8 protein-coding genes and 1 tRNA gene are annotated in these 11921 nt (G+C 63.4%); 8 read left to right on the top strand and 1 reads right to left on the bottom strand.

The genetic code is table 11. The annotated features are described in order from the left end of the window. The first annotated feature begins 149 nt into the window (after positions 1-149). The 3 genes from RIN61_RS13760 (at position 150) to RIN61_RS13750 (ending at position 4768) form a co-directional block, all read left to right on the top strand. Positions 150-3893 carry a bifunctional diguanylate cyclase/phosphodiesterase gene (locus RIN61_RS13760; protein ID WP_215521057.1) on the top strand — a complete coding sequence of 1248 codons (3744 nt, stop codon included), beginning with the start codon at positions 150-152 and terminating at the stop codon, positions 3891-3893. Positions 3894-3909: 16 nt separating this feature from the next. Then, positions 3910-3986: transfer RNA gene (locus RIN61_RS13755), tRNA-Ile, on the top strand. A 320-nt stretch (positions 3987-4306) separates the two neighbouring features. Further along, positions 4307-4768, top strand: coding sequence for an Lrp/AsnC family transcriptional regulator (locus tag RIN61_RS13750; protein ID WP_112251518.1), 462 nt, complete (start codon positions 4307-4309; stop codon positions 4766-4768). Between the two features lie 13 nt (positions 4769-4781). On the opposite strand, the gene RIN61_RS13745 is transcribed toward RIN61_RS13750, so the two are convergent. Then, a complete protein-coding gene (locus tag RIN61_RS13745) occupies positions 4782-5072 on the bottom strand; it encodes a hypothetical protein (protein ID WP_112251516.1) in 291 nt (96 codons plus the stop codon). Between the two features lie 604 nt (positions 5073-5676). Here RIN61_RS13745 and RIN61_RS13740 point away from each other — a divergent pair. The 5 genes from RIN61_RS13740 to pqqB all read left to right on the top strand — a co-directional run bounded on the left by RIN61_RS13740 (position 5677) and on the right by pqqB (position 11847). Then, positions 5677-7359, top strand: a complete 1683-nt coding sequence (locus RIN61_RS13740) for a flavin monoamine oxidase family protein (RefSeq protein WP_112251513.1) — start codon at positions 5677-5679, stop codon at positions 7357-7359. A 14-nt stretch (positions 7360-7373) separates the two neighbouring features. Next, a complete protein-coding gene (locus tag RIN61_RS13735) occupies positions 7374-8168 on the top strand; it encodes a carbon-nitrogen hydrolase family protein (protein WP_313852392.1) in 795 nt (264 codons plus the stop codon). 158 nt (positions 8169-8326) lie between these two features. Next, entirely contained in the window at positions 8327-10627 is a 2301-nt protein-coding gene (pqqF, locus tag RIN61_RS13730; protein WP_313852390.1) for a pyrroloquinoline quinone biosynthesis protein PqqF, read from the top strand. A gap of 158 nt (positions 10628-10785) precedes the next feature. Beyond that, positions 10786-10857, top strand: a complete 72-nt coding sequence (pqqA, locus tag RIN61_RS13725) for a pyrroloquinoline quinone precursor peptide PqqA (RefSeq protein WP_003243383.1) — start codon at positions 10786-10788, stop codon at positions 10855-10857. Positions 10858-10935: 78 nt separating this feature from the next. Then, positions 10936-11847, top strand: a complete 912-nt coding sequence (gene pqqB, locus RIN61_RS13720; RefSeq protein WP_215521055.1) for a pyrroloquinoline quinone biosynthesis protein PqqB — start codon at positions 10936-10938, stop codon at positions 11845-11847. Positions 11848-11921: the final 74 nt, after the last annotated feature.

The following is an 11921-nucleotide window of genomic DNA, read 5'->3' as shown; positions in this document are numbered from 1 at the left end:
CACCTTGCACTGCCTGTTCTGGCGATGGGCTGCGCAGCAGCCCCTTTTACCCCTTCCGACAGCCAGAACACAAAGCCCGCCCTTCCACTGCACAGCTGCAGCAATGCCGGTCTACACTCGACTTCATACCATTTGAATGCGAGGCCGCTATGCACCCGATGCCGGCCATCCTGTTGCTGCTCCTGATTTTGTGGAACACAACGGCCGGCGCCCTGACCCTGACAGACGAGGAGAAAGCCTGGTTGGCTGCCCATCCGCAGCTGAGCCTGGGTGTAGACGCCTCTTGGCCACCGTTCGAGTTTCGCGACCAGGAGGGCCGGTACCAGGGATTGGCCGCCGATTACATCGCCACGATCCAGCAACGCCTGGGTGTGACGCTCAAACCGGTCGAACCCAGTAGCTGGACCGAGGTACTGGCGCAAGCCCGCGAAAGCCGCATCGACCTGCTGCCCGGCATCATGTCCACCCCCGAACGCCAAGGCTACCTGGCCTTCACCCGACCGTACCTCGACTTCCCCATCGTCATTCTCGCCCACAAAGGCGGCGCACAGCCGCGCAACCTGGACGACCTTTACGGCCTGAAGATTGCCGTGGTCGAAAACTACGCCCCGCACGAACTGCTGCGCACCCACCATCCAGACCTCAACCTGGTGGCCCTGCCCAACGTCAGTTCTACCCTGCAGGCCTTGGCCACCGATGAAGTGGATGCGGTGGTCGGCGACCTCGCTTCAAGCATCTGGAGCCTGCGCCAGCTCAAGCTCGACGGCCTCTACGTCAGCGGCGAAACGCCCTATCGCTACCAGCTGGCCATGGCCACCCCCCGCGACAAGAAGGAACTGGTCGGCATTCTCGACAAAGTGATAGCCGACATGAGCAGCGCCGAGGTCAGCCAGATCCAGCAACGCTGGGTGGGCAATGTGGTCGACCAACGCATGTTCTGGTCGGACCTGCTGGTATATGGCCTGCCCGCAGTGCTGGTATTGATGGCAGTGCTGGCAGTGGTCATCCGCATCAACCGCCGGCTCAGTTCGGAAATTTCCCGGCGGATCGCCCTGGAACAGGAACTGCGCAGCAGCGAGTACCACTATCGCAGCCTGGTCGAGAGCCTGTCCGCCATCGCCTGGGAGGCCGACGCCAACGACTTCACCTACAGCTACGTCTCGCCCCATGCCGAAGGCCTGCTCGGCTACCCACTGGCTGACTGGCTCAAACCCGGCTTCTGGCGCAGCATCCTGCACCCGGATGATGCGCTCTGGGCCCAGGCCTACTGCGACAGCGAAACGGCTGCCGGGCGCGACCACAGCCTCGACTACCGGGTGATCAGGGCCGATGGCCAGCCACTGTGGGTACGCAACATCGTCAGCATGATCGAGCATGGCCACCGGCCAGTGATGCGTGGCCTGATGATCGATATCAGCGAAACCAAGCGCACCGAGGACGCTCTGCGCCTGTCCGAGCAGAAGTTCGCCTCGGTGTTCCAGCAGTGCCCCGACATCCTGCTGATCGCCCGCCACAGCGACGGCTGCCTGCTGGAGGTGAACGAAGCCTTCGAAGAGCAGATCGGCCTCACCCCTGGCCAGGTGATCGGCCGCACTGCCACCGAGCTCAACCTGTGGGGCGTCGAAGGCACCGGCCCGCGGCTGCTCGAACGCCTGCACCAGGGCGGTATCCGCAACCTGGAAATGAGCTTCCGTCGCAGCAACGGCCAACTGTTCACCGGCCTGACCTCGGCCGAAACCTTCGAACTCGACGGCAACCTCGCGCTGGTGGTGGCGGTACGCGATATCAGCCAGCTCAAGGAAACCCAGGAGCAGTTGCAAACTTCCGAAGAAAAGTTCGCCAAGGCCTTCCACGCGTCGCCCGACGGCCTGCTGCTGTCGCGCCAGAGCGACGGCTTGCTGCTCGAAGTCAATGAAGGCTTCTGCCGCCTCACCGGCTATGACCTTAGCCCGACCCTCGACCAGACCTCGCTGGACCTGGGCATCTGGGTCGACCTCAACGAGCGCAAGCGCCTGGTCGAACAGCTCAACCGCGACGGTTTCGTTCGCGACTTCACCTGCCACCTGCGCCGCAGCGATGGGCAGATTCGCCTCTGCGAGCTCTCTGCACGGCCGCTGCCGATTGCTGGCGACGACTGCATGCTGACCATCGCCCGCGACATCACCGAGCGCCACTTGATGCAGGAAAAGCTGCAGCTGGCCGCCACAGTGTTCGAGAACACCGCCGAAGGTGTGCTGATCACCGACATCGACCAGCGCATCAGTGCCGTCAACCGCGCCTTCAGCGAAATCACCGGTTACAGCGAGATCGAAGCCCTCGGCCAGACCCCGCGCCTGCTCGCTTCGGGCCAGCACGACAGCGCGTTCTATGTCGCCATGTGGCACCAGCTGACCGATGAGGGCCACTGGCAAGGCGAGATCTACAACAAACGCAAGAACGGCGAGCTGTACCCCGGCTGGCTGACCATCAGCGCCGTGCGCAACAGAGAGCGCGAAATCACCCATTTCGTCGCCGTGTTCGCCGACATTTCCAGCCTCAAGCACGCCCAGGCCAAGCTCGACTACCAAGCCCACCACGACCCGCTGACCGGCCTGCCCAACCGCGCCCTGTTCGAGAACCGCCTGCAGGCCGCACTCACCTGCTCGCAGCTGTCCAACCGCAAGGGCGCGGTGCTGTTCCTTGACCTGGACCGTTTCAAGCACATCAATGACAGCCTCGGTCACCCGGTCGGCGACCTGCTGCTCAAAGGCATCGCCCAACGCCTGAAGGAGCAGGTGCGTGATGTCGACACCGTGGCCCGCCTGGGTGGCGACGAGTTCATCATCCTGCTGCCCGGCCTGCACAAACCCAGCGACGCCAGCGCCATTGCCAACAAGCTGCTGACCTGCTTCAACGCGCCGTTCCAGGCCGGCGAGCACGAGTTCTTCACCAGCGCCAGCATCGGCATCAGCCTTTATCCACAGGACGGCACCGACGTTGCCACACTGATTCGCAACGCCGACGCCGCCATGTACCGCTCCAAGGCCAAGGGCCGCAACCGCGTCGAAACCTACACCCTCGACCTCACCGCCCAAGCCAGCGAACGCATCGCCCTGGAGCACGAACTGCGCCGCGCCATCGAACGCAACGAACTGAGCCTGTGCTTCCAGCCCAAGCTCAGCCTCAAGACCCAAAGCCTGGTCGGCGCCGAAGCACTGATCCGCTGGAGCCACCCGAGCTTTGGTGAAGTGCCGCCAGAGCACTTCATCCACCTGGCTGAAGAGAACGGCACCATCCTCCAGATCGGCGACTGGGTACTGGAACAGGCCTGCCGGCAGATGCAGGCCTGGAAGCTGCACTACGAACCGTTCGGCCCATTGTCGATCAACCTCGCCGGCGCCCAGCTGCGCCAACCTCACCTCGCCCGGCGCATCGAACAGTTGCTGAAGCACTACCAGCTCAAGGCCGGCGACCTGCAGCTGGAAATCACCGAAAACTTCATCATGAGCCAGGCAGAGGAAGCCCTGGCCGTGCTGTACCAGCTGAAGAAACTGGGCGTGCAACTGGCCATCGACGACTTCGGCACCGGTTATTCATCGCTGAGCTACCTCAAGCGCCTGCCGCTGGACATCCTCAAGATCGACAAGTCGTTCATCCGCGGCCTGCCCGACGACCCCCACGACGCCGCCATCGCCCGAGCGATCATCGCCCTGGGCCGCAGCATGCAGTTGACCATCATTGCCGAGGGTGTGGAAAACCAGGCCCAGCAACGGTTCCTGGCGGCTGAAGGCTGTGAGCAGATCCAGGGCTACATCGTCAGCCTGCCCCTGCCGCCGGAGGAGTTCGCGGCGACGTTTCTTCGCATAGCACTATCGGATCTTTCAGATGGCACTGGTGCGAAACCCTCGTTATAATCCGGCGACTTACTGAGGGCCTATAGCTCAGTTGGTTAGAGCAGAGGACTCATAATCCTTTGGTCCACGGTTCGAGTCCGTGTGGGCCCACCAGAAAACTCAAAGGCCTACGTTGCAGAACGTAGGCCTTTTTCTTTTCGGCAGTTCTGCCGGATGAAAAAGCTACGGCTGATGTTTACATCCTGGGCCAGGCCGCCGCGGTAGCTGTAGGAGCGGCCTTGTGTCGCGAAAGGGCCGCAAAGCGGCCCCAGCAATATCTGCATCGACGCTGAAATCCTGAGGCCGCTTTGCGGCCCTTTCGCGACACAAGGCCGCTCCTACAAAGGGACCGCGGTGGCGCGGCCAGCTGTGACTGCCCTTGCTCTGGCCTGCACTGGCTGGCTAGGCTAGCAGGCCAACCGTAGAGACTCGCCATGTCGGACTCCCGCTCCATCACGCTGGATGAAATCGATCGCCAGCTGATCGCCCTGCTGCAGATCAACGCCCGCGAAAGCGTCGCCACCCTCGCCCGCCAGTTGGGCATCGCCCGCACCACCGTGAACTCGCGCCTTGAACGGCTGGAGAAGAACAAGGTCATCTCCGGCTATGGCGTGCGCCTGGGCCAGCGGGTGCTGGGCGGTGGGCTGCAGGCGTATGTGGGGATCAAGGTGCAGCCGCGCTCGGGCAAGGAGGTGGTGCGGCGCCTGAGTGCGATGGGCCAGGTGCAGCAGTTGTGCGCCGTGAGCGGTGAGTTCGACTATGTGGCCTGGCTGCGTACGGATTCGCCCGAGCAACTGGACCAGTTGCTCGATCAGATCGGCAGTGTCGACGGGGTGGAGAAGACCACCACATCGATCATTCTCAGCAGCAAGGTGGACCGCGGGCAGCCGCTCTGAACCTGGCTGGCGGTCAGGCTTCCTGGCCGTCGAGCAGGCTTTCCAGAATCGCCGAAAGGCTTTCGGCGGAATGCTGCATCGACCAGACGATGTCGCGGCTGCGTTCGGGGGCGTGATGCTGGGCGTAGTCGGTGGCGATCTGATCGAGGCCACGGGCCAGCAGGCAGGCGTGGACCAAGGCGTCTGCGGCGTCGATGCCGGGGCGGATGGCGAATAATGGCGGGTGGCTGGATTCGCAGTTGCAGAAGGTTTTTTCTGCGGTGGGTTTAAGCTTTTCGGGTTGGTTGGAATCAGTCTTCTTCATGATGCAATTTCCAAATTGAGTCTTGAGGAAACCGCTCACCAACTCCTTCTCACGGGAAATGGGTGGCAGCCATGCACGGGGTGAGAACCGGCCAACTTGGAAATCCGGCCAGGCGAAAGCCTGCCCGCGACGGCTGCCATGACATAAGCCTTGGTACGAAGTTGGAGATGGGTTCTCACACCCAGTCGCCCGAACAGCGGCGACCCAGTGAAGTTAACAATGAGGCTTTTCCCACGCAGCCAGACCGAGGCTATAGCGGGCGTAGGGTAATTCTTTAATTCCCGCCATGGGTGTAGGAATTTGCTGATCATCCACGATCCCAAGCACAACACAGCCCCCTGTGGGAGCGGGTTTACCCGCGAACGCGTCGGTAGATTCACTGCAGCATTCGCGGGTAAACCCGCTCCCACAGAGACCGGTGCTGCCCCTGGAGATCTCTACATTCGTCATAAAAGATGAAAAATCATTTATTTAGACGAAACAAGCGACATTCAGACAACACTCTGCATCTTAATAACGAACATCCCACTCCCTAAAATGGCCCCCAGGCATCTCCTATACTCAGGCTCCGCCCGCTGCGCAGCCTCTCTGGCAAGGTCACTTCATGAACAAGAAAAACCGCCACCCCGCCGACGGCAAAAAGCCCATCACCATCTTCGGCCCGGACTTCCCCTTCGCCTTCGACGACTGGTTGGAGCACCCCGCAGGCCTGGGCAGCATCCCGGCCGAGCACCATGGTGCGGAAGTGGCAATCGTGGGCGCCGGTATCGCCGGCCTGGTAGCGGCCTACGAACTGATGAAGCTGGGCCTCAAACCGGTGGTGTACGAAGCCTCCAAACTGGGTGGCCGGCTGCGCTCGCAAACCTTCAACGGCACCGACGGGGTCATCGCCGAACTGGGTGGCATGCGCTTCCCGGTGTCGTCCACCGCCTTCTACCACTACGTGGACAAGCTGGGCCTGGAGACCAAACCGTTCCCCAACCCGCTGACTCCGGCTTCGGGCAGCACGGTGATTGACCTGGAAGGCCAGACCTACTACGCCGAAAAACCCACCGACCTGCCCAAGCTGTTCCACGAAGTGGCCGACGCCTGGGCCGACGCGCTGGAAAGCGGTGCCCAGTTCGCCGACATCCAGCAGGCCATCCGCGACCGTGACGTACCGCGCCTGAAAGAGCTGTGGAACAAACTGGTACCGCTTTGGGACGACCGCACCTTCTACGATTTCGTCGCCACCTCGCGCTCGTTCGCCAAGTTGAGCTTCCAGCACCGCGAAGTGTTCGGCCAGGTCGGTTTCGGCACCGGCGGCTGGGACTCGGACTTCCCCAACTCGATGCTGGAAATCTTCCGCGTGGTGATGACCAACTGCGACGACCACCAGCACCTGGTAGTCGGCGGTGTCGAGCAGGTACCGCAAGGCATCTGGCGCCATGTACCGGAGCGCTGCGTGCATTGGCCGGAAGGCACCAGCCTGAGCGCTCTGCATGGCGGCGCGCCGCGTACCGGGGTCAAGCGCATCGCCCGCGCCGCCGATGGCCGCCTGGCGGTCACCGACAACTGGGGCGACACTCGTCACTACAGTGCCGTGCTCGCCACCTGCCAAACCTGGCTGCTGACCACCCAGATCGACTGCGAGGAATCACTGTTCTCGCAAAAGATGTGGATGGCCCTGGACCGCACCCGCTACATGCAGTCGTCAAAGACCTTCGTCATGGTCGACCGGCCGTTCTGGAAGGACAAGGATCCGGAAACCGGCCGCGACCTGATGAGCATGACCCTTACCGATCGCCTCACCCGCGGCACCTACCTATTCGACAACGGCAACGACAAGCCGGGAGTGATCTGCCTGTCGTACTCGTGGATGAGCGACGCGCTGAAGATGCTGCCGCACCCGGTGGAAAAACGCGTGCAACTGGCCCTGGACGCACTGAAGAAGATCTACCCGAAGACCGACATCGCCGGGCACATCATCGGCGACCCGATCACCGTTTCCTGGGAAGCCGACCCGCACTTCCTCGGCGCCTTCAAGGGCGCCCTGCCGGGTCACTACCGCTACAACCAGCGCATGTACGCGCACTTCATGCAGCAGGACATGCCTGCCGAGCAGCGCGGCATGTTCATCGCCGGTGACGACGTGTCGTGGACGCCGGCCTGGGTGGAAGGCGCGGTACAGACATCGCTGAATGCGGTGTGGGGTATCATGAACCACTTCGGTGGCCGCACTCACCCGGACAACCCCGGCCCAGGCGACGTGTTCGACGAGATCGGCCCGATCGCTCTGCCGGACTGAGACAAGGAGGCAGCATGCGCATTGCTCTGTTCCAGGGCGCACCCAAGCCACTGGACGTGCCCGGCAACCTGCAACGGTTGCGTCATCAGGCGCAACTGGCGGCCGAACGCGGCGCCCGGTTGCTGGTGTGCCCGGAGATGTTCCTGACCGGCTACAACATCGGCCTGGCCCAGGCCGAGCGGCTGGCGGAGGCCGTCGATGGCCCTGCGGCCATGGAGGTGGTGGAGATCGCCCAGGCACACCGCATCGCCATCGTCTACGGCTACCCGGAGCGTGGTGATGATGGCGCGATCTACAACAGTGTGCAGTTGATCGATGCGCACGGCCGCTGCCTGAGCAACTATCGCAAGACCCACCTGTTCGGCGAGCTGGACCGCTCGATGTTCAGCGCGGGCTCCGACCATTTCCCGGTGGTGGAGCTCGATGGCTGGAAGGTCGGCCTGCTGATCTGCTACGACATCGAGTTCCCGGAAAACGCCCGGCGCCTGGCGCTGGACGGTGCCGAGCTGATCCTGGTGCCGACGGCGAACATGGCGCCGTACGACTTCATCTGCCAGGTGACCGTGAGGGCCCGGGCGCAAGAAAACCAGTGCTACCTGGTGTATGCCAATTATTGCGGCTCGGAAGGCGAGATCCAGTATTGCGGGCAGAGCAGCATCATCGGCCCGGATGGCAGCCTGCTGGCCATGGCCGGGCGGGACGAGTGCCAGTTGCTGGCGGAGCTGGAGCATGAGCGGGTGGTGCAGGGGCGCGGGGCGTTTCCTTACCTGAGCGATCTGCGCCAGGAACTGCACCTGCGTAAAGGCTGACAGGGGCCGCTGTGCGGCCCATTCGCGGGTAAACCCGCTCCCACAGGTTAAATTACAGGTCTGAAAGCTGTGCAGTGCCTGTGGGAGCGGGCGTGCCCGCGAAGAGGCCGAGCCTGCAAACAAATGGGTTAGCATGGACAGCAGTTACCGGAGCTCCCATGCCTGACGCCACCCGCCACCTCACCCTCGCCAACGGCCTGCAGCTAACCCTGCGCCACGCCCCGCGCCTGAAGCGCTCGGCCGCCGCACTGCGGGTACATGCGGGCAGCCACGATGCGCCGAGCAGATGGCCCGGCCTGGCCCACTTCCTGGAGCACCTGTTCTTCCTCGGCACCTCGCGCTTCCCTCTGGACGACGGCCTGATGCGTTACGTGCAGGCCCTCGGCGGCCAGGTCAATGCCAGCACCCGCGAACGCACCACCGACTTTTTCTTCGAGGTCCCGCCCGGCGCCCTGGCCGGGGGGCTGGAGCGCCTGTGCCAGATGTTGGCCGAGCCAGACCTGGGCATCGAGCGCCAACGCCGCGAACGTGAAGTAATCCATGCCGAATTCATTGCCTGGTCGCGTAACCCTCAGGCCCAGCAGCAGTTCGCCTTGCTGCAATCCGCAGCACCAGGCCATCCACTGGGCGCTTTTCATGCCGGTAACCGGCACACCCTGGCCTTGCAGGATCCTGCCTTCCAGCAAGCGCTCGGTGGCTTTCACCAGCGCTTCTACCAAGGCGGCCAGATCACCTTGAGCCTGTGCGGCCCGCAACCGCTGGATGAACTGGAATCGCTGGGCCGGCAGCATGCCAAACTGTTCGCAACGGGTGAACGGGTGCCACAAGCTCTGCCACCGCCTTTATCGGCGACCGACACGCACCTGCTGTTCAGCCACGAAAACCTGCCGGCAGGTGCCGAGCAGGCCCTTGAGTTGCTGATCGCCTGCCTCGGCGATAGCCGCCCGGGCACCTGGCTGGATGGGCTTCGCCAGCGTGGCTGGCTGCAAGGCTTCAAGGCCGAGGCGCTGTACGCCTTCGCCGGGCAGTTGCTGTGGCACATTGAACTGAAGCTCAGCGAGGACGCCTGTGTCGAGGAAGCCGGTGCCCTGTTGCAGGGCTGGTTCGGCTTTATCCGCCAGTCCGACCCTGGGCAATTGAATACCGAATTCGAACTGCTGCAGCAAAGCCGCGAACGCAGTGCCAGTGCGCTTGAGCTGGCCCGCCGGGACAGCGCCGGCCAGCCGTTCAGCGGTTTGGACACACAAGGCTTGCAGGCCCTTCGTGCCCTGCTGGAAGGACTGCCGGGCCGCGAGCATGGGCACTGGCAGCTGCCGGCGGTCGACCCCTTGCTCCTGGCCGATTTGCCTGCTGCCAGGCCGCAGCCGCTGCCAGCGGCACTGAAGGTCAGCGACCAACTGCCTGGCGCTCGTCAGTATGCGGCGCTGTACCTGCGCTGGCATGTTCCTTCACCCTTGCGCCAGCGCCTGCATGCGCAGCTCGAACGTGCCCTGCAGCCCCTGCAGGAGCGCTGCGAGCGGGTATCGGTGCAGTTGCAGTTCAGTGCCGCTGGCGAATACTGGCAACTGCGCTGCGCCGGGCTACCGGCAGCGGTGCTGCGCACTGTGGAACAGGCCTTGGCACCGATGCTCGAGCCCCCGGCAGGCAGCTGGCTACCCTGTTCGACGCAGCCTCCGGCACTGATCCCCATCCGGGCACTGCTCAAGCAGTTGCCCGACGCTGTGCTGGGCGCCAGGCCTGCACCTGTTCCGGCCTGCAACCTGACACAAACGCATCTCGACAACCTGTGGCAGCAAACACGCTGGCACGGCCTGGCTACCGGCTTCGACGATGCTGCCCTGAGCGCATTGGGCACCGTGCTGCAGCACTGCCCTGGCCAAGGCTCGGCGCCTGGCCCTCTACCCGCCTGGGCCAACCGCCGTTGGCAACATGCCGAAGTACCCGGCAGCGAGCATGCCGTGCTGCTGTTCTGCCCACTGCCGGCGGCCATGGAAGCCCCTGGCCGTCTGCTCGCCCAATTGCTGCAAGGGCCGGTTTATCAACGGCTGCGGGTAGAACTGCAGCTCGGCTATGCAGTATTCAGTACCTTTCGTCAGGTGGAGGGGGTCGGCGGCCTGCTGTTCGGGGTCCAGTCGCCTCATGCCAGCCAGGTACAGATCCTCGACCACCTGCTCACCTTGCTGCGCCGGGGCGTTACCCTGGCCCCTGCCGCTCGTCAGGCCCTGGCCGGGCAATTCGATGAAGCGGCGATGGGCAACGCCGAAGTCGCCGAATGGGCGTGGCAGACATACCTGGCCACACAACCCGGCAGGCTGGATGCATTGCGCAGGTCTATCCTGAAAACGCGGCAGACGGATCTGGACCACCTGCTGAGCCATCTGCTCGATACAGATTCCCCTTGGCTATGCCTTGCCAACGCTGCCGCACCAGATGCTTCCTGGCTGGGCTCGACCCCATGATTGTTACGAAAACCGCAAGGGAGTTTTCGAATAATTAACCTTTCGGTACAAATTTTTCTTGTAAGATAGCGCAATCCCAGCCAGGGGAACCTCCAGCCAATGGCGGTACCCAAGTAGTAGCTGACAAACCCACCCCCTCATCCGGAAGGAGTAATTCCATGTGGACCAAACCTGCATACACTGATCTGCGCATCGGCTTCGAAGTCACCATGTACTTCGCCAACCGCTAAGCCCGGCTTACGGTTCAACGCCTCGGCCTGCCGGGGCGTTTTCGTTTTTTCGCTACGGTTTCTGCAGAGAGAGTGGCCATGTACATCCAGGTTCTCGGTTCCGCCGCCGGCGGCGGGTTCCCACAGTGGAACTGCAACTGCGTCAATTGCAAGGGCTTGCGTGACGGCACACTGCGGGCCACGCCGCGCACCCAGTCGTCCATCGCCCTGTCCGACGATGGCGTGCACTGGGTGCTGTGCAATGCCTCGCCCGACATTCGCGCGCAGCTTCAAGCCTTTGCCCCGATGCAGCCGGCCCGCGCCCTGCGCGACACCGGCATCAACGCCATCATTCTGCTGGACAGCCAGATCGACCACACCACCGGCCTGCTCAGCCTGCGCGAAGGCTGCCCACATCAGGTATGGTGCACCGACATGGTCCATCAGGACCTGACCACCGGCTTCCCGCTGTTCAACATGCTCAGCCACTGGAACGGCGGCCTGCAGTGGAACCGCATCGAGCTGGAAGGCAGCTTCGTCATCGACGCCTGCCCCAACCTGCGCTTCACCCCGTTCCCCCTGCGCAGCGCCGCCCCGCCCTATTCGCCGCACCGCTTCGACCCGCACCCGGGCGACAACCTTGGCCTGCTGGTCGAGGACACCCGCACCGGCGGCAAGCTGTTCTACGCTCCGGGCCTGGGCCAGGTGGACGACAAGCTGCTGACGATGATGGACGGCGCCGACTGCCTGCTGGTCGACGGCACCCTGTGGGAAGATGATGAAATGCAGCGCCGTGGCGTGGGTACCCGTACCGGCCGCGAGATGGGCCACCTGGCGCAGAACGGCCCCGGCGGCATGCTGGAGGTGCTGGATGGCTTCCCGCGCCAGCGCAAGGTACTTATCCACATCAACAACACCAACCCGATTCTCGACGAAGACTCGCCCGAGCGTGCCGAAGTGCTGCGCCGGGGTGTGGAAGTGGCCTTTGATGGCATGAGTATCGAGTTGTAACAGCCAGATCGCACAAAGCAACACAGGCCCTGTGGGAGCGGGTTCACCCGCGAAGACTCCCACACAGTGTATGG

Origin of the sequence: Pseudomonas inefficax (assembly GCF_032164165.1) — a bacterium.
GTDB classification, from domain to species: domain Bacteria; phylum Pseudomonadota; class Gammaproteobacteria; order Pseudomonadales; family Pseudomonadaceae; genus Aquipseudomonas; species Aquipseudomonas inefficax.
The sequence above is the reverse complement of the archived record's forward strand: the minus strand, read 5'-3'. Positions and strand labels throughout refer to the sequence as shown.

Excerpts from the sequence above, each read along its gene's own strand:
- RIN61_RS13760 (WP_215521057.1), top strand. The coding sequence starts at position 150 with ATGCACCCGATGCCGGCCATCCTGTTGCTGCTCCTGATTTTGTGGAAC.
- RIN61_RS13750 (WP_112251518.1), top strand. The coding sequence starts at position 4,307 with ATGTCGGACTCCCGCTCCATCACGCTGGATGAAATCGATCGCCAGCTG.
- RIN61_RS13745 (WP_112251516.1), bottom strand. The coding sequence starts at position 5,072 with ATGAAGAAGACTGATTCCAACCAACCCGAAAAGCTTAAACCCACCGCA.
- RIN61_RS13740 (WP_112251513.1), top strand. The coding sequence starts at position 5,677 with ATGAACAAGAAAAACCGCCACCCCGCCGACGGCAAAAAGCCCATCACC.
- RIN61_RS13735 (WP_313852392.1), top strand. The coding sequence starts at position 7,374 with ATGCGCATTGCTCTGTTCCAGGGCGCACCCAAGCCACTGGACGTGCCC.
- pqqF (WP_313852390.1), top strand. The coding sequence starts at position 8,327 with ATGCCTGACGCCACCCGCCACCTCACCCTCGCCAACGGCCTGCAGCTA.
- pqqB (WP_215521055.1), top strand. The coding sequence starts at position 10,936 with ATGTACATCCAGGTTCTCGGTTCCGCCGCCGGCGGCGGGTTCCCACAG.